At 57.7% G+C, this 22,485-nt stretch carries 10 protein-coding genes and 1 pseudogene; 1 reads left to right on the top strand and 10 read right to left on the bottom strand.

Going from position 1 to position 22,485, the window contains the following annotated elements:
* Nucleotides 1-3 precede the first annotated feature (3 nt).
* From ACE04F_RS26935 to ACE04F_RS26890, 10 genes and pseudogenes are all read right to left on the bottom strand, one after another.
* Nucleotides 4-2,871 (bottom strand): RHS repeat-associated core domain-containing protein, encoded by a 2,868-nt coding sequence (locus tag ACE04F_RS26935; protein WP_486110607.1) that lies wholly within the window; start codon nt 2,869-2,871, stop codon nt 4-6.
* Nucleotides 2,868-7,328: a SpvB/TcaC N-terminal domain-containing protein gene (locus tag ACE04F_RS26930; protein WP_486110606.1), complete on the bottom strand. Its 4,461-nt coding sequence runs from the start codon at nt 7,326-7,328 to the stop codon at nt 2,868-2,870. The genes ACE04F_RS26935 and ACE04F_RS26930 overlap by 4 nt, the downstream gene beginning before the upstream one ends.
* Entirely contained in the window at nt 7,325-11,887 is a 4,563-nt protein-coding gene (locus ACE04F_RS26925) for a Tc toxin subunit A-related protein (RefSeq protein ID WP_486110605.1), read from the bottom strand. The genes ACE04F_RS26930 and ACE04F_RS26925 overlap by 4 nt, the downstream gene beginning before the upstream one ends.
* A 27-nt stretch (nt 11,888-11,914) precedes the next feature.
* Nucleotides 11,915-14,410, bottom strand: a complete 2,496-nt coding sequence (locus ACE04F_RS26920) for a Tc toxin subunit A (protein WP_486110604.1) — start codon at nt 14,408-14,410, stop codon at nt 11,915-11,917.
* A 178-nt stretch (nt 14,411-14,588) separates the two neighbouring features.
* Complete coding sequence (locus ACE04F_RS26915) at nt 14,589-15,293, bottom strand: methyl-accepting chemotaxis protein (RefSeq protein WP_370871140.1); 705 nt, start codon at nt 15,291-15,293, stop codon at nt 14,589-14,591.
* 201 nt (nt 15,294-15,494) lie between these two features.
* Nucleotides 15,495-16,373 (bottom strand): annotated as a pseudogene (locus ACE04F_RS26910) (methyl-accepting chemotaxis protein); the annotation flags it as partial.
* Nucleotides 16,374-16,837: 464 nt separating this feature from the next.
* Nucleotides 16,838-17,779: a LysR family transcriptional regulator gene (locus tag ACE04F_RS26905; RefSeq protein ID WP_305496986.1), complete on the bottom strand. Its 942-nt coding sequence runs from the start codon at nt 17,777-17,779 to the stop codon at nt 16,838-16,840.
* Between the two features lie 69 nt (nt 17,780-17,848).
* Nucleotides 17,849-19,378 carry a tripartite tricarboxylate transporter permease gene (locus ACE04F_RS26900; RefSeq protein ID WP_486110603.1) on the bottom strand — a complete coding sequence of 510 codons (1,530 nt, stop codon included), beginning with the start codon at nt 19,376-19,378 and terminating at the stop codon, nt 17,849-17,851.
* Entirely contained in the window at nt 19,375-19,908 is a 534-nt protein-coding gene (locus tag ACE04F_RS26895) for a tripartite tricarboxylate transporter TctB family protein (RefSeq protein WP_486110602.1), read from the bottom strand. Before ACE04F_RS26895 ends, ACE04F_RS26900 begins: the two co-directional genes overlap by 4 nt.
* Before the next feature lie 52 nt (nt 19,909-19,960).
* Nucleotides 19,961-20,977, bottom strand: coding sequence for a Bug family tripartite tricarboxylate transporter substrate binding protein (locus ACE04F_RS26890; protein WP_486110601.1), 1,017 nt, complete (start codon nt 20,975-20,977; stop codon nt 19,961-19,963).
* A 422-nt stretch (nt 20,978-21,399) separates the two neighbouring features.
* Between ACE04F_RS26890 and ACE04F_RS26885 the strand changes: the two genes are divergently transcribed.
* Nucleotides 21,400-22,404: a 4-hydroxythreonine-4-phosphate dehydrogenase PdxA gene (locus ACE04F_RS26885; RefSeq protein ID WP_486110600.1), complete on the top strand. Its 1,005-nt coding sequence runs from the start codon at nt 21,400-21,402 to the stop codon at nt 22,402-22,404.
* Nucleotides 22,405-22,485: the final 81 nt, after the last annotated feature.

The following is a 22,485-nucleotide window of genomic DNA, read 5'->3' as shown; positions in this document are numbered from 1 at the left end:
GCATCACCTTCTGCCGCTCCTACTCCCTCCAGGATGAGGCCGTGATCCTCCTCCGCCAGGTTGATACCGCGAGTTCCCTCGTCCAGGTCGTGACCCTGATGCGTTTTGTATTCGCTGAACGGTAGAGCGGTATCCCGCATAGTCGATGGGTGTACGTCCGGTGGGTATGGTGATCTGCGCCGGAAGAATGCCGCTGCAGTTGATGCAGGCGGGGAAAGACTGGGGAGTGTTTCCCCGGAATAGTGTGTCAGTGAGTATTGTCGTGTCGGACAGCATTCTTTCCGCTCTGTCCGGATAGAGCGCTACCACTGCATTGGCCAGCCGGACTTCCGCATGAGCTCCAGGGCCACCGGCACGAGTCGGCATTATCCCATCCATCTTCTCAATATGGTTTGCGATCCAGTCTCGAGTCGGTTGTTGCAATTGATGGACCTGTTCGGTCGTCCTGCTTAGCGTCGGAGCGTCCCTCAGGACATCTGTCTCTATAGTAGTGGAATGGAACAGGTTGTTTCGGGCCGAAACATATCGTTCGGACAAGTCACTCAGGTAGTCAGGGATATTGCTGATCCGGTAGGTGCCGTAATTCAAATAATAGTTGGAAGGGGTAGAAGTCTTGGCTCGGCCATTGTAGAACTGGTCCACGCCTCTGTAGTTCGTCATACCGCCTTTAGGTTTGGGAAGGTTGAAGTAATCGCTGAACCCAACCTCTGTAGCCCCTACATAGCCATAGGAGTGAGCGAGAAACTCTTTACTCAGTAGCCCGGTATTAAGTTTCTGATCGGACGACTTATCGTAGTTATCCGGCATCAGTGGCTGGGAGAAGTTACCTATTGCGGAATTCATTATTTCCTGCGACCTGCTCCGTCCCCATCTTTCGAACTCTCGAAGCTCCTCCTCCCTCATCAAACCCGATGGATCGACAAACCTCACCGGGTTATTCCCCACCATGCAATACAAGTTCAACCCATCAACCGCCCCCGCCGGGTCGGGACTGATCCAGCGTTGCAACCACGGCGCGTAGTAGCGATGCCCGTAGTAATACAACCCGCTGGCATCGCGCTCCTTGCCGGAGTAACGAATGGTCCGGTAATCGGCCTCCACGGCGGAGCGGGATGCCACCCAAGCGGTTCCTCCATAGGGCAGGTAACTTTCCTGGCTGATCAGGTCGGCCTTGTCGTCGAGTTCCAGTGAGCTGGAGCCCAGGTGGTCATCAAGGCTATAGCGCAGTTGATTGGCCGCGATCCTGGACGGTCGGCCTTCGGTCCAATGCAGGTAACGCACGCTGCAGCGTCCGGCTTGCAGGGTGATGACCTCCAGGCGTTCGTTATGACGGGTGCGGATTTCGAGCCCCGGCAAGTAACGGACTTCCTCAGTGTGGATCATTGCAGCGGCATGGGTTGTCTTGATCTTGCGCACGCGTTGGCCGCTGCTGTCGTAGGTGTAACGTTCGATGTCGTCGGAACCGTTTTCACGTTTGACCAGCATCACACTGTCGAGTTGGTTGCGACTATTCCATGCCAGTGCCTGGCCCGGACATAGGGCCTGCATGTTGCCGTTGGCATCGAAGTCCAGCGCTATTCTGGTCGTCGTGTCGTCGCCCTGGCTCCAAGACATGAGGCGATTGCTGGCGGTGGCCACGTTCAATGTGCGGGTGTAGTTATTCCCCTCGCGAACATGACGCAGTTCGGTCAGGTTGCCGCCATCGTCGTACGTGTATAGCTCGGTAAAGTTGAACAGTTGCGTGGGGTCGAATGGAATCGTGCCGGCGGTTGGAAGGGCAGGTGGGTGAGTCAATCCGGCGGCCTCACGCCCCGTGGCGCTGGCCAACTGGTAGAGGCTGTCGTAGGTGAAGGTGCTGACGGGTTTTACCCGTTGATTGCTGTTGAAACGCTCCGGTTGGACGTTGTCGGTAATTTGCAGCACGTTCCCCACGGCGTCGTAGGTGTAGTGAAGGTCTTGCAAGGTTTTGCCTGGCACCGATGCGCTGAGCGACGTCAGTCGCCCGTTGGCTGGATCGAACATCGCGCGACTCGTCACGCCGTTGCTGGCGGTTTGCGATTCGACTTGGCCGAAGGCGTTGTAGACGAGGTCTTCGACGATTGTTTTTTTGGCCCCGGTGCCCTTTATTTTCAGGTTCACGGATTTGAGTTGGCCCGCGACATCGAAGGTGTAGTGCTGTTCGTGTCGAGCGGCATCGGTCTGCTGGATGATGTGTCCCAGTGCGTCGTAGGACCAACTCGTTTTGTAGCCTTCGCCCTTTTCAAGAAGACCATCACGATCCTTCAAGTCGGTTGGCCAGTCAGGTTGTGCAGCCTCGATCAGCATGTGCCTTGTCTGGCCAAGCGGTTTACCGCATAACGCATATTCGTCGACGATCAACGTCCCCGCGCTGTCGTCGTGGCGAATGAGCGCGCCGCATTGATTGAGCGCCGCCGATTCCTGCGAGCTGTCGCCATAGCTTAGGCACTCTACTTTACGCAGCTCTTTTCCCGCTGCTTGCTCCTCGACTGTGGTCAGTCTCAGTTGGTTGTCATAAGTCGATTGCCAGTGGTTTCCTCGTTGATCCCAACTGCGCAAAATCTGTCCGGCGTCGCCGGGCAGGTTCAGACGCCATCCGGCGTCGACGCTCCTTACTCGCAATGGTTTGCCGGACAGGCTGTAGACGGTCGCAAGATTGGCGTCAGTTGCGTTGGCAAGCCGAGGGTCGCGCTGGGCAATCAGCCGCCCGGCGACGTCGTACTCTTGTCGGCTGGCGCGCATCTGGGGTTCTTCGTCTTCCTTGCTTCGGCAGTAAGCGACCTGACGCACCGGCAGGCCGCGACCATCGACGGCGTGGATGGCGGGAGTCTTGCGATGAAGTCGTGCGCTCATGCTTCACCCCCTGTTGTCGGCACATGTTCGGCCATGACTTCTTCCAGCGTGTCGTTTTCATCCTCGTCCACGGTGTACCACGGATGACGGGTCTGCCGGCGCATCCAGGAAAGTCCATTCTGTTTGGCGAGACGGGTGTGGCTGGGGCGGCCCAATGCGTCGTAGAACTGCTGGTCGCAATGGCCGAACTGCCGAAAGGATTTGTCGTTGATGTAGCGATGCTGATCGGCAAAATAGGGGCGGTAGATCCGGATCGCCAAGCCCTTGCTGTTGTATTCCACTCGTTCGCTGACGAGCCAGCGCGTTGCGGTGATCTGTTCCAGCGGTTTGCCGTCCTCGTTGAGTGTCAGTTCGCCCTTGGCATCCACGACGTAAGCGATGCCTGACTCGACCCGCTGCTTACTTTGCAGCAAGCGACCAAAACCATCGAAGCACGTCATGGCGATGCGGATCTGTTTCTGGTCGTCATTGGGGTAGCGATCGGCGACCAGTGTGGCAATGTGTATCGGCTCGCGTTTCGAGGTACGAATTTCGCGTTTCAGTTTTTTATCGTCGGCAGAAATTACTTCGAGTTTCGACAGCCGGGCGCGAGCCGAGGCGCGAATATGCCCGGTCGGCAGTACATCACCGTTGCTCACACAGCGCGCTAGCCAGTCGGTGTCTTTCAGGGCTGACGCCGATACGTTTCCCATCCGACTGAATGGTGCGTAATAGATGGCGGTGGCGGCGTCCTGCAAAGCGTCCTGGCTTTGCGTGATTGCTTCTGCCGCGCTCCTGGACGATTGCTTGAACGTTGCGACGGGTTTGAAACCAACAGCGTTGTTGTTCTCGTCGCCGTAAAAGGTGCTGGCCAGTACCTGGCCGAAGGCATCGGCAAGGGCTTCCTGTACGTTACCGTTGGAGTCTTCGACGCGCTGGGGCAGGGAGGTACGGTAATCGTATTGCGCCTTGGTGGTGCAGCCATCGGGCAGTTCGAACCCGGCCACAAAACAAGTGTATGGGTCGTAGCTGATCTTGGTCACGCCGTGGCTGTTGCTCGGCTGCACGGTCTTGGTTTTGTAGAAACCTTCCAAACCGGCGTAGGTCGTGAAGCCACTTTTGACTGACCAGAGCGTCTTGGATGAGGTGCTTGCGGGAAGGAAATCGGTCATCGGTTCATAGCCGATTTTTTTCAGCAGTGTTCCTTCAGGGCGAGATTTTTTCGATAACAGGTCGAAGGCTTGCAGGGCGTTTTCGTCCAGCTCGGCGGTTTCCAGATGGTCGACCAGGGCTTCGAAGCTGGCTTTACCGTCTGGCAAGGTTTTGTTTGCCGAAGCCTCCTTGTAGCGTGTTACGGACAGGCTGGTGAGAACGGCCTGGGTCGTCCAGCTTGGCTTTGCGACGAGTTCGGAAATCTTCTCAAAAGAAATATCCTCTGGTGCCAGCCCTCCGTCTGCAGGCGCCTTGGGCAGTTTCAACGCGTTGATCCGCTGGCGATAAGGTAAGCCCAGGCGCCATTCCTGAGGCGTTTGCAGGTTGATGAATTCGGCGCGAGTTTGTGTCAGGTAGTAAAACTGTTGCGCCGGATCATGAGCATCCCGCCACCATTGTTGCGGGTCTGGGTCGCTGAACGGTGGGGTGTCGGCAGCCGTTTTGCGTCGGGCGTAGTGGACGTTCACACTATGAATGACTGCACCGTGCTGATCATGCTGCAAATTGATCAGGTGCTGACACTGCGGGTCGTCGCTCTGGCCTTCGTATTGAGAACCGATGGATTCCAGCAGCAGGGGCAACAGGGAAGCATAGCGCCGCGGGCCTTGGGGTGCCTGTAGCAGACGGACCCGATAACGGTTTTCCTGGACCGAATACAGCGTCTCGCTTTTGCCTCCTGCGTATGTCTCGCTGCGCAGTAAATGACCGCTCAAGGCGCGGCAGATTTCAAGTCTGGTCGCTTCGTCTGTCGCAACAACCCGTTCGTCCTCACTATTATTTTCGCCGTATCGGCACAGTATGGCTTTACCCAACGCCATGGCTTGCGAATCGGCACCGTGATAGTCGCGTGGGTCCATGTCCATTGCCTGGCCGGTATGAAACCAGCTTTTTTTCAAGCAAGGCTCTGTGAAACCTGGCGAATCGGCATCGTTGGGATTGGTTTCATTGTCGGTTTGGATCAGCAGGCCGAAGCCACGGAACTCCCGTTCGATGCCATCGTAATAACCTTGGCGATAGGCAAACCGCTGGGTCAGGCGATTACCGGTGATTTCGTCCCTCTGGACCAGGCGCGACACCAGGTGCAGAGGCATCGGTACATGGCAGGCCAGGGACTCTTTGGCTATGACTCTCGAGGCTTTCTCGTCCAGCCATTCCTGGGCCGAGCTGCGATAAGTGATGCGGTTGGCGGCGCCCATGTTGTTGTAAGTGACGGTCAACAGATAGGGTTTTTCGTCGACAAAACCGTAGTGCCAATGTTGCGCGGGGGTCAGATGCGGCATGCTCAACACCAAGCTGGAGCAACCCAGCCCTTGCAGGTCGACGACGCTTACTTGGCATAAATTGTCGTAGCGCAGGCCGGCCGGCCAGGGCAGCTCAACTGCGGGAGCGAAGCCATTGCCACCGCGGTTCATGAAGATCAGCATTCGATCCGCTTGCAGATAGATCAGGTCGGCGGCACCGGAACCATCCAGGTCCGCGAGACGGATGCGCGAGGCATCGAAGGTGGGGTAGGCGAGGCCCGGAAAATCCAACACGATGCCTTTGCCGAATCGCCCATGGCCCAGGTTTGGCCAGCACCTCACTTCGTCGTGGCGAATTCGCACCAGGTGTTGCTGCCCGCTGCCGAGCAGATCACTGAACGCCACCAGTTCGGAAGGCGACCCGTTGAATACCGGCAGGGCATCGTCATCGTCGTCGCGAGGAACTTCCCGCGCCGCAGCGAAACCATCCTCGCGCTGGTTGGCATACAAGCGAACGCTGCGTGGGCCTATCAGGGCAAGGTCACTGAGCCCTTCACCCATCAGGTCGGCCAGATTCCCTTTCGGACTGAAGAATTCGCTAGGAAACGCCTGGAAGGTCGCGAAGTTCGACCACTTGCGATCCGCTCCGAGCGAAAAGAAACCGCTGAGCCCCGGTTGGGCAATGATCCAGTCCAGGCGACCGTCGCCTGTGAGGTCACTCAATGTTTGGTACAGCGTTTTCGCTGTGTCGGTGACCGGCGTCTTGGGCAGCTCTTGCCACTGACCGTAAGCCACTTCATCAGTATTGGCTTTAGCGCGCATGGGTTCACGGTAATACCAGCCTGCCGCGCGTCGATGGAGCACGCCGGGCAACCCTTCACCGTACAAATCCACCAGTTGAAAACCCTGTTCGCCGTCGAACACGCCCTCAAAACGTTTCCAGGCGCCAACATCGGTCAGGTCGTTGACCTCGCTGTAGCGAAACTCCATGGGAGGACGACTTTGAGGCACTGCTCCGTCGCCGAACGCTTGGTCGTGCGCTGCACTCAGAAGCTTATATCCCAGGGAGGTTTCGCGGTACTCAAGCAGCACACGCCGTACGAGAACAGGATCGGCGCTCAACTCGAGGAAGCGATGAAACATCAATACCTGGCGACATAGGCGAGCGGTACGTAGTTCGAAACCGTAGGCAAAGTTGGAAAACGCATCGCTACGTTTTTGCGGTTGCAGGCCTGCGTAGGGCGGCTTCTCCTCATACCCGATACTTCGCTCCCCATAGTCGAACACCAACTCGAAGTGCCATTGGTCCGGTGTGGGCGGATCTGTTTTCCAAGCGTAAAGGCTGGTGTCGGCCTTCACATTGCCGTAGCGCACATGACTCAAATAGCGTTGGGCTCCGCCATTTCCCGCGTACACATATTGAATGTGCTCGCCATGCGCACTCAGGCTTTCCTCCAATAGCCACTCGCCTACGCGGCTTGCGTCCTGGGGATCGGTCCGTCGCGACTCGGGAGTTTTTCCGTAGACATGCAGACTGCCATCGGCCCCGTGCACGAGCCAGAAACCCGGTTTATCCCCATCCGCCGACCAATGTTCAATCCGGTCGAAGCTGCTTTCTATTCTTGGCAGGTGACGCGTCACTGTGTAGGTCGTGCCCAGGTCCAGGTCGTTGTAGCGATTGACTTGAGTTGGACTGATGCCATGTTCGGGCAGCCAGACCTCTGCGCTGGGACCGACGATTTCGTCATCGTCGTTATAGGCGGGCACGCCCTTGCTGGTGCGTCGCGCGACGCTGGGCAGCGACAGCCCCCAGCCGATGCCGAATACGCCGTTGCCAAGCGAGCTGGCATAACCCAGGGACAAGGCTGGAGAAAAACCGCGTCCCGGCGAAATCGGCAATGCGATTTCATAGGTGGCCGTACCGTGGGCGCCGATGTCGGCCCAGCCTTTACCAATACTTTGAATGGCGCCGCCGCCCTGGGGCAGTGACGGCGCGGTGACAGGCAGGAGGGAGTGCGCATTCATTGCGAAACTCCGCCGACCCTGGCCGTATAGCCCACATGGAGGATGACATCAGTCAACGATTCCAACAGGACTTTTTGTGCTTCAGGATTGGGAAACGCCAGTCGCCACTTGGATGCGGCACCGGTGTACTCGAACGGCAGGTAACGTTCATCGTTGAAATTCAGGGTAAACAAGCCGTTGTCATCGACACCGGTGGAAAGGGCGATTTGCTGGTTGGCGCGCCGGCCCCCCATGACGTTCTTTGGATGATTAGCAGAAATGCACACTTCACTGGAGGTTTGGGTCAGCGTGGCTCGGATGTTTTCGTAAGGACCAACCACGGCCGGCAAAGAAACACTGATGGTTTTGATCCGTCGCAGGTAGTGGTTCTGATCCTTGTAATCGTCCTCGAATAGTTGGTGGGGTAGCTCAAACTCGCATTCGCCATGCTTCAGGTCGGCATGGATATCCGGCCATGATTTGTTGATCGTCAAGCCTGTGGTCTGGCTCCTCAAATGACGTAATGAAATCGTCTTGCGGATCTCCAGGTCTCGCCCGTTAAGGCGCAGATATTCGGCCTGCATGTTCAACAGGCCGAGTTTCAATTGCGCGCCCGCTCCCAACCCTCGATAGGTGGTGTTCCATGCGCCAGGTTGGATAAATCGCCTGTCGAAGTCGGCAATTTCGTATTGCCAGGCACTCTCGGCGGCCAAGCATAGCGACAGCGTGATGTCGTAGGCCTGGCGATAGAGCACCGCAAACTGACTGTTCAGCCATTGGTACAGCTGTGCCTTGGTAAAGCGTTTGCTGAGAAAATCGTAGTTGGCCTTGGTTTGGCTCAGGGTTGATTCGGCCAGGCGCAGTTGCAGGCGAGTGGCGGTTTCCTGCTCGGAAAACTGCGCCAGTTGTGTGTCAATCTGCGCCAGTTCAAGCTGTGCTTGATCATAGAGGTGCTGCCAATCCTCACGGCGGCGATCGAATATGGCTTGACGGTCCAGGTCGGCCGCTATCGTGCGGCTTATGATCGCGCTGCTATGGGCGGCCGCTGAGGCCGCGAGCAGCGGGCCCTCCCAACGGCTGCCGCCAACGCTGAAGCCCACGACGTTTGGAGCCAACATTAGCCCACCGGCTGCGACTTGGAAGCCCAGTGCCGCGGCCTCCATCGTGCCGCTGGTTATATGGAACGTACTGACGCTTATTTCCTTGTCATTCACACCACCGTCCAACAATTTTTTGTAATGGTCTGTGCGGTTTTGAGCAATTGTCTGGCTTGCGAGCAGCGCCTTGCGGTTTTGACGATCGATATTCACTGCTTGGCGTTGCCGGTCGACCGAAATTTTCGCCAGGTTCCAGGCTTGCTGCTGCTGTAGCTCTTGTAGCTGTGCCTGCTCCTTGCGCTCGATCAGCGATAGCAACGTGGTGCCAAATTGGCTGAGGCTTTCCACTGCACTCAAGGCCTGGCTGTGCATGACCGAGTACCGAAAGTGCGGAATAGCTGTGTCCGGCAACCGTCGAACCGTATTGTCCGAACTATTCAAGACCGCGGGGCTGAGCAACACGCGAGGATCCAGCGGCGCTGCAAATATCGGCAGATGCAGCGGTTTGCCAGCAATGTCGAGGTTATGCCGCAAGTTGTACAGGCGGCTTTCTGCAATGTCCCAGCACCGAAGCAGCTGCGGGTGGAATGGCAGGCGTAGATGCGGGCTGTCGATGGCTGGTAAGCACGCCTGTGAGTGACCGTCGCGAACCGGCAATAAGGGCTGAGAGGGGGCGAGTGACTGTTCAAATGTACGCAAGTCGTCACTGGTCGCTTTGCTCAGCATTTGCAGGCTGATGTTTTTCCAATGATCGATCAGGTGAACGACCGGGCGTGATCCCAGCAGATCCAGAACCCGCACGTACCACAGCTTTGCCTCACTGAGGCCGTCAGGGGTCAGTTCGCGGTAGGCGGCGTCGCCTCGATTGATCAGGATGTCGAGGTACAGGAAGTACAGTGCTTTGCGAAAGTGCACTGGATGACTGAGTGCAACCTGATGAGGGTCGTGGGGCGCCTGGTCGGCATACGAAGGCGTGCTGCTATCGATTAACGGAACGGCCCTCCAGCAGTCTTCTTTGCCGCGACTTGGATCGAAGATGCGGCGCAACCAGCGTTCGGCTTCCTCGTAGCGCTGCTCGGCGTTCAAGCGATGGGCGACCAGCCATGGCAAGTAGAGGAACAGTTCGGTGAAGTAACGACCGTAAGGGCCGTGGAAATCCATCCTGTTGACGATGTCGTCTGCAATGGCGGGTTCCGGCAGGTGTTGGGTCGTAGTGTCGAACAGTTCATCCAGGTTGTTTTCGGTACGCTGGATCAATTCCGGAGCGAACACGGTGTTTAGCCTGATCGGTTGGCGCTTTTGGCTTTTGCTGTCGCTGTTCTTGATACCGGAAGTGGCAAAGTCGATGAATTGGGTGGTTCCCAGGTCGGGCGTCGATAGGGCGGCGATCTTTGGCGGGGCGAAGCCCTGTGGAACCAGGGTGATTTTGATTTCTTTGAGGGCGAAGTAAATTGTTTTTCCCGGTTCGCTAGGGCGAGCCAGCGCAACCCCACAAAACAAAGTCATACCGTTCCAATTAATATCCTCAATTCGCAAGGGGTAATCAAACTTACTGGGTAAGGCCTCCTTCAAATCGGACTCAGCCACAAGCGTCAGTTTGTCATGTGTTAACGAGTTTGCCTCTAATGAGATGGGGTGGCGCATTATTATATATTTTCGGTACAGCCTATCCGCTTTACATGTGAGGTCAGCCACTGCCGGGAAATCAATATATTCATCGTACGTAAATAATAGGTGGATTTGTTTGGTAGCGGTGTTAGACGTATGCGGGGAGAGGGTTTCAAAAAGCTTGATCAAGTAGCGTACTGCGGACACTGAGATAAATTTTCCAGCCAGGCTTCTACTACCGCTAGCGAGTTCGGAGAGTTTCGAGAAGCCTGGGGTTTTTTCATCGTCTCTAATGACGTCGGATAGTTTGTCGAATTGCAGTTTGTAACTTAGAGCTGAAGGGATAAAAATAGTGTGAAGTATGGAGCCGTCGCTAAGTTTTATATAAGAGGAAGGCGAGCTTTCGCCAGGGGAAGGTAACACGAGCTCAAGATGACCGGAGAAATTAAAGTGGATGTCACCCACAGTAAGTGGAAAAGCCTCGTCGTCGGCATCAATCGATAGCCTGGGTGCCGCGTCGATAGATTTGAGAATGGCGACATTAATATGACCATCGAGAACCGAAAGTTGATGGCTGACTTTTTTTGGGGGAGAGGGGGCCGCATTAAGCTCGACATTTAGTATGGACGTACATGTTTGAATGTTCTGTCTATCAGGCTCGATGAAGGTGTGGTCAAGGTCCAGGGCAGGGCGTTGGGTCTGCGATTGTTTGATGCTTGTTACGCTGGCAGACGCGTGAGCTAGGTTTTTGTCGATGTAAATTGTTTTGATGAAACTGTAAGGACTGGACGATGCCGGCGTCGAGTCGATTGTTGATCGTCGAACGCTTATCGCTAGATAGAGTAACGCTTGCGAACTCATGCGGTGCTGCACCGCAACGGTACATATCGATTGTTGGATCGCCGTCTGATCCTTCACGCGAAGCGCGTCGTCGTCACAATATCCTTGCAGGGCAACTCTTGGAGTACTCCAAATGCCATCCTGTTTTTTGAAGCAATAGCTTAACCGCAGTAGCGGATGATTCACCTGTGGGGCCATGGCTCCTGCGCTCGAAGGAGCACTGGAGGCCGACGGGTCCTGATGGATGCATTCGGCCCACACGACGAACAGACGATTGTTGAACCACACCGGACGAATAGAGTGTTCGACGGCGCTATCGGGAATGGGCACATCGGCTTTTTCCCAATCCGACCAGGCATACGGATCCGGCTGATCCAGTTTGCGGGCGATGGCAGGGGGCTGTGGTGGCGGACCGTTAAGCGGGCGTTGCGCCATGTCCAGCGAGCGCCAGAAGTAAGTGTTTTCGGTACGTGACTTGGCGATGAAATAGTAGGTGCTGTTGGCAAAGTCTTCGTTGTCGATGTAGCCATTGAGAATATTCAAATTGGCGATTTCTTCGAGTCGGGTCAGGTAGCCCATGACCGCCGACTGAACCGCTTCAGGCTGGATCCGGTTCTGGTTAAGGTCGTTTTCCAGTTGCTGGAAATTATCGCTCTTGTTGTTCCTCAGGACGGGGTCCAGGTAACTCGCCGGGAAATGAAGCAGATTCTGATGAGCCGCCCAGATGGGGTATTGATGCATCTCGTTGCGCCACGTTTGCGTGTGCTCGGGCGTGATGCTTTCCGGGGCGTAGCCGGGTTCCATGTTCATCAGGATGCGATTGATGTATTGCTGAAGACTGGCTATGGCGCATGCGACAGGCGTGGTGGGCACATCCTGGCTGACCAGTACGTCGAGTAGCCAGTATTCATAGAGGTCCTGGGCTGTTTTTAGGTTCGCAGTCTCGGGAGACTTCGATGCGACCTTGTTCAAATAAAGCGCCAACAGCGCATCACGCAAGTTTTCATCAAGCTGCTTTTTTATGGCAACAGTCATATTCATTCCTTGAATAATTGAGCGAAATCAGTGGCTGGCCGCGATTATTGCTTCGCCAACGACTTTCCATTCTTGTGCGGGACTCTCGCCATATAGCGCTGTGGCCTTGAGCAGAAGGCTTGCTGACAGGCCGGTACTCTTGCTGCATTCCTGGCAGCGGATGATCCAGTCCACTTCGTCCACTGAGCGAGCGCATTTCCCCGTCAAGTTTTCTGTCAAGCTTTGCACTTCGTCGTGGGTCCATCCCAGCAATTCGGCCAACCGCCTGTTGGCTGCGTTCGCGGAGTCCTCGTCACCGTTGGCAAATTGCAAGTAATGCAGCCATTGCTCTTCCGAACTGTCGTTAAGGCGAACGCAGTCACTGAAGCGCTCGTACAAATACACGGAATGAAGCGTCAAAGAGCTGGAGGGACTGGCGGAGAGCCAGGTTGGATGGTCCGCCAACTGCTGCAATGCGCTACCGCTCAGGTGCAGCTCTTGGCATACCTTGGCGTTGCGCAATAAGCTTGCCAGCACCTGAGGCATCTTCCCTTGGGGTGTACTGATAGCCGCCAAAACGCTCGATGCGGTAGTCCCGGTCATTTTCAGCAAGCATGGGACGTAGTCTGCGGACAAATCGACGAGTTCATGCAGCAGGTTTTCAAGCAGATGTTGGTCGTCGTTAGTGCTGGTACGCTTTGCCAGAAGGGCTTTGAACCGCTTCTCCAGATTCTCATCCAGCGGTAACTCGTCCAAGGAAGCTGCGAATAGGTGATAGGTCGATGCCACATCTCGGTTGGCCCGTTTAAACCAGTCGCTGGCCCAGTCCAACGCCATCAATACGTCGAGAATACAGGTGCCCTGAGAGGAGGAGTCCAACGTGCCCGTCACCATTGCCTTGTTGAAATTCTCACCACCTATCATGCGGGCCAGTGAGATGCATTCGACAAGTGTGAGCCCGAACATCCGTGCGATGCGGGCCTGGCGATAAAATGACGAGACGGTAGGCAAGTCATGCTTTAGCTCAGGAAGGTGCTGCTTGGTTTGTTCGATGAGCCACGACAGTGAATCGGGCGCCATCGCCAGCCCAAGGCCGGTGGCCAGGTAGCTCAAGTCCATTGGGGCGGTGATGACTCCGTTTTCTGCCTCGGGACGTTTGAATAATCGGGTGCTATCGAATATTCGGTCGAACAACGGCAGTTGCAGACCACTGGCGTGGATCGGAATGTCATGCAATAAACACGCAAACTCTTCAGGCGCTATGCCGTGGCGCCGATTGAGGTATCGATAGACGCCCAGGGTGCGCAATGTATTGATATTGAGCGTCATTGCCGTATTTTTTTCCGAGCGCATGGCGCTGGTAATCAGCGTATCGAGCTCGTTGAAAGGGATACCCATCCAGCGCTGCAGTCGGACCATTTTCTGTAAGCGGGAAAAGCGTTCCGGGGTCCCATATTCAAATCTGGACGTTGACGAGTTAAGCCCCATGGGCGCCGTCAGTTCCGCCCCATTGATGTAGGCAGCCCCATAGTTTTTAGGTTTTGAAGCAGGACTATGGGTCGAGGCCCGGGCGGCATATTCGCCTTGCGCCAATAAGTACCGGACTTGTTCCGTGGTCAGTCTGGTGCGCTCCTTGAAGAACTCGATATCGGGCAGTTGTTCGGGCGTTTCGGTGCCATAGGATTTCTTCAAATCGCTGAAGCCACCGTTGAATAGCTTCTGCTGCTCCGGGCTGAGGCCGGACAATAGCTTTTGCGCCTCGACAGGCAATGTGAAAACGCGTCCGTAGTATAAATTCCCTGGCGAGAGCGGCAATGACCGGCTCATTCGATAATTCAATTCGCCGAGCGCCGGTTTGCCTGTGCCCAGCCCAAGCAGACATTGATGATGATGCAGATCATAGGGCAGCGAAAACGGATAATGTTCAGTTGCAAGTAGCTGATGGGCATCCTTCCCAAGGACCGCCTTGATAGCGTCCTCCAAGGTGCGATTGACGATGTCCAGCATGGGGCGCGCAACGAGGGCGCTCTGCTGGCCCAGCATCAAGTCCTTCAAGTCCCGCCGTCGTTTATCAAGGGGGATTTTCTCACTGGATGAAAACGCACCTTCCAGCTGCCCAGCGAACAGATACAGTGATCGCAGATAGGCTACCGGCGAGTCGATTGCCGCGAGGTCACCTTCTTTACAGAACTCATCCCAGTTCTCTTGGAACAGCGTTTGATAGCTCGCTGAACCTGATTTTGATCTCGAGCCCAGGTCGCGCCTGTGGCGGGCTGAGGCATTATTGGGTGATACCAGATGTTCCAGGTACAGGCGGCTGATACGTCGGGCATAGCTTTGCGCGTTGTCGTAGGCCAGGTCGGCGGCCGCTTGGGTGTGCTTGCCGAGTTCAAGGGCGAACTGCGCCCTGGTCATGCGAGTGATGTCGAATACCGACGTCAATCCCATCCGTTGTAGCGCTGTGCGGAAACTGGCTTGAGTGTCATCGCCATCAGCTGCGGTGCCCAGGAGCCTCTGTACCAACGGGTTGTTGTTTGCATCCATGTACGGTCCATCTCCTGTCGAACGGAAGGTTCGTGCTGGCGAAAACGGTACAGGAGCGGGCAACTAAAGAAGGCCGGACGAGAGAAAAAAGCTTGTAGGAGAAGGCAATGCGTGCGTGAAGAAAGCTCTGCGTAGGGAAGCCGCATGAGGCCGCACATCGGCCTCATGCGAGAAGGAGTCAAACCCTGAAATGACTGACCATTTGCTGCAACTGACTGCCCAGCCGCGCCAGTTCAACGCTGGACGCCGCGGTCTCTTCGCTGGCGGCGGCGGTCTGTTCGGACACGTCGCGCACGTTGATGATGCTGCGGCTGATTTCCTCGGCCACGGCGCTTTGCTGCTCGGCGGCGGCGGCGATCTGCTGGTTCATCGACTGGATGTTCGACACCGTACGGGTGATGTTCTCCAGTGATACACCGGCCTTGCGGGTCAGGGCCACGCTGCTGTCGGTGAGGTTACGGCTGTTGTTCATCACGGCGGCCACTTGCTGGGTGCCGTTCTGCAGGCCGGCCACCAGGCCTTCGATTTCCTCGGTGGATTTCTGGGTGCGCTGGGCCAGGCCACGGACTTCGTCGGCGACGACCGCAAAGCCACGACCGGCTTCACCGGCGCGGGCGGCTTCGATGGCGGCGTTGAGCGCCAGCAGGTTGGTCTGTTCGGCCACGGCCTTGATCACGTCCATCACTGCGCCAATCTTGTCGCTTTCCTGTTGCAGCACGCTCATGGCGTCGGTGGAGCGCACCACTTCACTGGCCAGGCGTTCGATCTGGGCAATGGCTTCGCTGACCACCTGGTCGCCGGCACGGGCTTCGCCGTCGGCGGCGGCCGCTGCCTGGGAGGCTTCTTCGGCGTTGCGGGCAACTTCCTGCACCGTGGCGGTCATTTCGTGCATGGCGGTTGCGACCTGGTCGGTCTCGACTTTCTGGCTGTTGACCCCGGCACTGGTCTGTTCGGTGACCGCCGACAACTCTTCGGCGGCGCTGGCGATCTGAGTCACGCCATCACGGATGCCGCTGATGAGGTCGCGCAGGGTCACGCCCATGCGCGCGATGCCCTGTTGCAGTACGCCCAGCTCATCGCGACGGGTAACGATCACATCCTGCGACAGGTCGCCGCTGGCGATGCGTTCGACCACGGTAAGGGTTTCGCGCAGCGGACGGGTGATCTGCCGGGTGATGATGACGGCGGCAATGATGCCGACCAACAACGCCAGCAACGTGCTGACCAGTTGCAACGTGCGCGCCTGGGCGCTTTCAGCATCGCGACGGTCGAGCTGGATCTGGTACAGCTGTTCACTCAGGGAAACAATCGTCGCGCCCTGGTCGGTCATTTCCTTGCGCGCCTGCACCACGTCAGCCGTGGCCGATTTGAAGGCCTGCACGGCGCTGCGGTATTGCACCAGGGTGGTTTCCAGCTGACGCAGGTCGTCCTGATGGGCGCTGGCAAAATATTCGTTCAGCGGCTTGAGCGAAGCAATGGCGGCGTCCAGTTGGGCAAAGGCCTTGCGTTCGGTATCAGCGTTGGGGTTGGCGGTGTAGCCGCGCACTTCATAACGAGCGAGCATGAACGCCTGCTTGGCTTCAGTGATGGCCTGGAACTGGGCGAAGCGTTCATCGCTGAGAGCCATCTGCTTCACATCGGCATCGATGGCCTCGATCAGCTTGTAGGCCGCCTCGGCGTTCGCTCCCATGACATCACGAGCGCTGTTGCCGGTGCGGTAGGCGCTGCGCATTTTGTTCAGCGACACCTGGTAGGCGCTGATGGTCGCGCTCTGCTCCCTGAGCAGCTTGACGTTTTCCGGGCTCTTGAAGCTGTTGAGCAGCGCGTTCTGTTGTGCCACGAAACCGTCGAGGGTGGTTTGCACATTCTGTGCAGCGGTTTCGTCACCGTTGGCCAGCATGTATTGCAGGCGAGTCACGCGCAGTTTGGTCAGGCCAGCGTTGAGCTGGGTGATGTCGCTCATCCAATTGCTGCGGTCGATCAGGCCGCCCAGGCTGGTCCAGCTGGTCAGGGCCAGCAGGCAGGTCAGGACCAGCACCAGGCCGAAGCCCAGGCCCAATTTCATGTTGACGCTAATGTTGCCAAACCAGCTATTCATCAAATTCCTCCAGGAACGTTGTGCTGCTTATCGTCGGTTGGCTGGAAGATTGTTGTTGTTAAGAGCCAGCAAAAACGTGTAACGGAGGTTTATCGGCGGCGTGGCACGGATCTGTAAGATTTTTTTCGACATCGGGAAAGGCAGGGGGCACAGCGGGCGACTCGGCCTGAAACTCAGGCAAAAAAAGGCCCGCGGGAGAGCGGGCTAAAACCTTAGTTTCTTGAATGAGCGAGGCGATGTTAGCGAATCCCGCGAGGACGTGGGGTGAAGAAAAGTTCATGCAGGGCTGGCCTCGTCGATTGGCTGATCGGCCGTCTGACGCAGGCCTGTCAGTTCAATAGCGCATGCTCGGCACGTACCGAATTCATGAACGCCTGCATCGCCGATGACTGAATGCGATGGCGGCGGGTGATCAATCCGTACGGTGGCAACCGGGCTTCGAACTTGATCGGCAACACGGCGAGCAAGTCACGACCTGGATAATCCTCGACGACCGATATCGGGGTGACGCCGAGCATGTCGGTCTGCTGGACCAATGAGAGCAAGGTCATGATCGAGGTGGTTTCGACGATACTGCTGGGGATATCGACCCGGGCGTTGTGAAACACCTGGTTGATGATTGCGCGCATCGGGCTCGGGTGTTGTTGCAACACCCAGGTCATGCTCTGCAGCTCGGCCCAGCCCAGTCGGGTTGCCTGCGCCAACGGATTCTGCGCGCCACAAATGACACACAGTGCCTCTTCCCCGAGGCTGTCGAAGAGCAACTCTTCGGCGCGGGCACCGGCGGGAATCCGGCCCAGGACAATGTCCAGTTGATCCTGCAACAGCGCTTGCACCAGCACGTCGCTGGTGTCGACCTGGATGCTCATGGACAACCGGGGATGGCTTTGTTTCAGGGTCGCGATGGTGCGCGTCAGCAGTCCCGAAGCCAGTGCCGGAATGGCGCCTACTGCCACCCGGCCGAGGTTGCCGGATTCGAGTGCCACCAGTTCTTCGCGCATGCCGCTGAGCTCGGCGAAGACCATGCGCGCGTAGTAAATGACGGTTTCCCCGAATGGGGTGGCGCGCATGCCACGGGGCAGGCGTTCGAACAACTCGACGCCGAGCAAGTCCTCGGCTTCGTGCAGCATTTTGGTGGCAGCCGGTTGGGTCATGCCGATGTGGTCGGCTGCGCGGCGCAGAGAACCTAATTCCTGCAATGCCAGCATCAGCCGCAGTTGGCGCAGACGCAGTCGACTATGGATGACATTGGCAACAGGAATTCGGGTCATGGGCGGTGCTCGCTGGAAAGTCCGTGGCAAGCCTGACAATAAATGCCAGGCGTTACCAGCAGTGCCGAGTCACAGCAATGATTTCGCCTCGGCGACGTGGGGTTTACGCAAGCCCACCAGCAGGCCCAGTGCCTTGGAGATCAGCGGCCAGAACAGCATCAGCAGCGCGGCGGTGGTCAGGCTGCCCACCAATGGGTTGGACCAGAAAATACCCAGCTGTCCGTCAGAAAACAGCATCGACTGACGGAATGCGTCTTCGGCCTTGTCCCCCAATACAGCCGCCAGCACCAACGGCGCGATCGGGTAGCCGAGTTTCTTGAACAGGTAACCCAGCGCACCGAAGCCCAGCATCAGTACAACGTCGAAGAACGAGTTGTGCACCGAGTACGCACCGATGGCGCAGACCATGATGATGATCGGCGCGATGATCGAGAACGGAATGCGCAGGATCGACGCGAACAGCGGCACGGTGGCCAACACCACGATCAGGCTGACCACGTTGCCCAGGTACATGCTGGCGATCAGGCCCCAGACAAAGTCGTGTTGCTCGACAAACAGTGTCGGCCCGGGGTGCAGGCCCCAGATCATCAAACCACCGAGCATCACTGCCGCCGTGGCGGAACCCGGAATGCCCAGCGTCAGCATCGGCAGCAGCGCGCTGGTACCGGCAGCGTGGTCGGCGGTTTCCGGGGCGATCACCCCTTCGATCTCGCCTTTGCCGAAGTTGTCGCGGTTTTTCGAGAAGCGTCGCGCCAGGCTGTAGCTCATGAACGATGCCGCCGTCGGGCCGCCGGGGGTGATGCCCATCCAGCAACCGACCAGTGTGCTGCGCACAATCGTCCACCAGTAACGCGGCAATCTGGCCCAGGTGCGCAAAATCACCATCGGTGTGATGCGCGCATGTTCGCCACGAAACACCAGGCCTTCCTCGACCGTGCAGAGGATTTCGCCGATGCCGAACAGGCCGATCACCGCCACTTCAAAACTGATCCCGGTCATCAGGATCGGCTGGTCGAACGTCAGGCGCAGGTTGCCGGAAACCGTGTCCATGCCGACTGCCGCCATGGCGAAGCCGATCATCATCGCGACCACGGTTTTTAATGGCGGGTTCTTGCTCATGCCGATGAAGGTGCAGAACGCCAACAGGTACACCGCGAAGAACTCCGGCGAGCTGAAGGACATGGCGAACGCTGCGATTTTCGTCGACAGGAACGTCAGCAACAACACCCCGCACAACGCACCGATCAGCGCCGAGCTGAACGCGGCGGTCAACGCCTCGGCAGCACGGCCTTCGCGGGCCATCGGGTAACCGTCGAAGGTGGTCGCCACCGATGAAGGCTCGCCAGGAATGTTGAACAGGATCGAGGTGATTGAGCCGCCAAACAGCGCGCCCCAATACATGCACGACAGCAGGATGATCGCCGATACCGGCGACATGGTGAAGGTCAACGGCAACAACAGCGCCACGCCATTGGGAGCGCCGAGACCGGGCAACACACCGACCAGGATGCCCAGCAGAACGCCGATCACCATCAGACCGATGTGGCCCGGGGTCAGGATCAGGTGCATGCCCTGCAACAGGGAATCGAACTCGCTCATTTGAAGGTTCTCCCGGCCAGGGCAATCCAGTCGCCTATTGGGCCGGCATCCAGCGGGACCTTGAACCACAGCGCGAAAATCAGGTAGCTGGCGAGCGCCGCACCGAGGGAAACCGCACCGATCATCCACTTGCCGTAAGGCCTGGCGCGGACCTTGTCGCGCCACATGAACCAGGCAATGAAGCAGGCCGACGCGAGATAGATGCCGGCGAAGGGCATTGCACCGACGAACAGGGCAATGGGCACGAAAACCGACAGCACTTGCTTGAATGCACTGCGGGTGAGGAACGCAACACTCAGGGCCTGCCAGCGCACCACCGTCAGCACGCCGTTGGCGACGCTCGCCGCGCTCAGTATCAGGCCGATATAGAACGGGAAGTAACCCGGTTCAGGGCCGGCATCGCCCCAGCCGATGCCTTGTTCGACACTGCCGAACATCACCACGGCACCGAGCAGGGTAGTAAACAGCGTCAGGCCGAGCTCGACCCAACGGGTACCGACCAGCGCCGGTGAATCCGAAGAATGGGACATCAAACACCTCCAGTAGGTGATGACCGCCCTGGGGCGAGCGGCCCTGGCAACTTCAGTTTTTCAGCCAGCCGGCTTCCTTGAACACCGGGGTGACGCGAGCGACGTCCTTTTCGATGTAGGCGGTCAGGGGCTCGCCTTCGAGGAAAGTCGGCACCAGCGCGTTCTGTTTGACGTAGGCCTTGAACTCATCGGTCTGCGTGACTTTGCGCATCAGTTCGACATAAAAGGCGCGTTGTTCTGCGCTGACATCGCCGGGCATGAACACCGTACGCGGGAAGCGGTACTGATCGATGCCCAGGCCCTGTTCGTGGCAGGTTGGAACATCGGCCCAACTTTTGTTTCCGGCGACTTTCTCGGTGTAGCTCATGCGCTCCTTGCTGAATACGCAGAGCGGTTCGACTTGCTCACCGCGCCATTGGCTGATGCTTTCACTGGGGTTGTTGACGTTGGCCGCGATGTGTTTGCCGGCCAGTTGAGTCGCGGCTTCACTGCCGCTCTTGAACGGGATGTACACCAGTTTGCTGTTGTTGGTCTGGTTGAGCAGCAGGGTGAGGGTCTGGTCGACGTCCTTGGACTGGCTGCCCCCCATGCGCAGCTTCGCCGGATCGGTCTTGGCCGCTTCGTAGAAACCTTTCGCGTCTTTCCACGGCGCGCCCTTGTAGCTCCAGAGGATAAAGTCATCTTCGGCCACGGCGGCAATCGGGGTCAGTTCCTGCCATTGGTAGCCGAGCTTGGAAACCAGCGGCAACAGGTAAACGTTATTGGTGGCGATCACCAGTTTCTCTGCATCGCCCTTGTTCATCTTCATGTCGAGGAAGGCCTCGGCACCGTTGCCGCCACCCTTGTTGAGGACAATGGTGTTGACGTCGAGCAGCTTATGGGTGGTGATGATCGACTGGATCAGCCGACCGAGTTGGTCGGTTCCGCCACCCGGGCCGCCAGCGACGACGATTTCGACATTTTTGTCCGGTTGCCAGGCGGCGTGAGCAAGGGCGGGAAGGACGCCCACGGCAATCAGGGCGCCGCCTAGAAGAAGACGCGATGTGCGACGGACGAATGCATTTCGCATGATGGGCCTCGTTTTTGTCGTTGTTATGAGTGACTTGTCTGCGCGATGAAGCCGCAAGCCTGGCCTGAGTGTGGAAAGGTGCCGACGCCGCGTCTAGTCAAAACAATACATACACCGATAGCCTGGGGTTATAGCTCGCGAAAACGAGCGGGTGGACATCGTTCAGAGTCGAGGGGCTGGGGCTTTTTTTGAAACAAGCCGAAATAGAACGCGAAGGCTGAAAGCGCGCTGTGCCATAACCCGAAGCTATCACCTGATTTCAAGTTTTGATTAGACGGTTATCGCCAGGCCTCCGATAGTGCTCGGCAACGTCTTCAGGCCGACGGCATTTCACAACAATAACAAACGGGGTACATGCCATGGCTCAGGACGAGAGCTTTGCGTCATGACTTGGCGTGGCATGGACCCTTGAGGAGTGAAGCATGAAAAAAACCACTATCGCCATGGTCCTGGGTGACCCGGCCGGCATTGGCCCGGAATTGATTGCACGCTTGCTCGCCGAGCCCGAGGTACGCAGCAAGGCCAACATCATCCTGATTGCCGACGAAGCGGAAATGCGTCGCGGCATGCGCATCGCCGGCAGCGAGTTTCCTTATCGCCGGGTGGAGACCCTGGACGTGTTGGAGTTCGTCGATGACACGCCATTGTTCCATGACTTTCGCGGCGACACGGTCGGCGAGTTCCCCCGTAGCGAGGCCAGCGTGATTGGCGGTCGCTACAGCCTCGACACCCTGGAGAAGGCCCTGCGCCTGACCGAAGCCGGGACCACCGACGCGATCCTGTTCGGGCCGCTGAACAAGACCTCGTTGCACATGGCGGGCATGGCCCACAGCGATGAACTGCACTGGTTTGCCGAGCTGCTGGGCTTCCACGGACCGTTCTGCGAATTCAACGTGCTCGACAATCTGTGGACTTCACGCGTGACCTCCCATGTGGCCCTGTCCGCAGTGCCGGGCCTGCTCAGTGAGCAGCGGGTGGTGGAAGCGATTCAACTGATCGACACCGCCCTCAAGCGCAATGGTCTGGAGCAACCGCGAATCGGTGTTTGCGGCTTGAACCCGCACAACGGCGACAACGGTTCGTTCGGTCGCGAGGAGCTGGACATCATCGGTCCGGCCGTACGCTCGGCGCGGGCGCTGGGTATCGCGGCGCAAGGGCCGTATCCGGCAGACACGATCTTTCTCAAGGTCCAGGGCGATGCCAATGCCTTCGACGCTGTCGTGACCATGTATCACGACCAAGGCCAGATCGCGATCAAGTTGATGGGTTTCTCCCGTGGCGTGACGGTGCAGGGCGGCTTGCCGATTCCGATCACCACCCCGGCCCACGGCACCGCTTTTGATATCGCGGGGCAGGGCAAGGCCAACGTCGGCGCTACGCGTCAGGCCTTCGAAATCGCATGCCGGATGGGGCGCAACCGGCACTGATCCTGAAAACAATGCGGTCCGTTGTGGGAGCGAGCCTGCTCGCGATTACGGTAGTACAGACACATTTCCAGTGGCTGATAC

Source organism: Pseudomonas sp. AGC41, from assembly GCF_057334555.1.
Note: the sequence above shows the minus strand (reverse complement) of the source record. Positions and strands in the feature narration are given on the sequence as shown.

Coding starts and splice junctions, on each gene's coding strand:
- ACE04F_RS26935 (WP_486110607.1), bottom strand. CDS start 2,871: ATGAGCGCACGACTTCATCGCAAGACTCCCGCCATCCACGCCGTCGAT.
- ACE04F_RS26930 (WP_486110606.1), bottom strand. CDS start 7,328: ATGAATGCGCACTCCCTCCTGCCTGTCACCGCGCCGTCACTGCCCCAG.
- ACE04F_RS26925 (WP_486110605.1), bottom strand. CDS start 11,887: ATGACTGTTGCCATAAAAAAGCAGCTTGATGAAAACTTGCGTGATGCG.
- ACE04F_RS26920 (WP_486110604.1), bottom strand. CDS start 14,410: ATGGATGCAAACAACAACCCGTTGGTACAGAGGCTCCTGGGCACCGCA.
- ACE04F_RS26915 (WP_370871140.1), bottom strand. CDS start 15,293: ATGACCGCCACGGTGCAGGAAGTTGCCCGCAACGCCGAAGAAGCCTCC.
- ACE04F_RS26905 (WP_305496986.1), bottom strand. CDS start 17,779: ATGACCCGAATTCCTGTTGCCAATGTCATCCATAGTCGACTGCGTCTG.
- ACE04F_RS26900 (WP_486110603.1), bottom strand. CDS start 19,378: ATGAGCGAGTTCGATTCCCTGTTGCAGGGCATGCACCTGATCCTGACC.
- ACE04F_RS26895 (WP_486110602.1), bottom strand. CDS start 19,908: ATGTCCCATTCTTCGGATTCACCGGCGCTGGTCGGTACCCGTTGGGTC.
- ACE04F_RS26890 (WP_486110601.1), bottom strand. CDS start 20,977: ATGCGAAATGCATTCGTCCGTCGCACATCGCGTCTTCTTCTAGGCGGC.
- ACE04F_RS26885 (WP_486110600.1), top strand. CDS start 21,400: ATGAAAAAAACCACTATCGCCATGGTCCTGGGTGACCCGGCCGGCATT.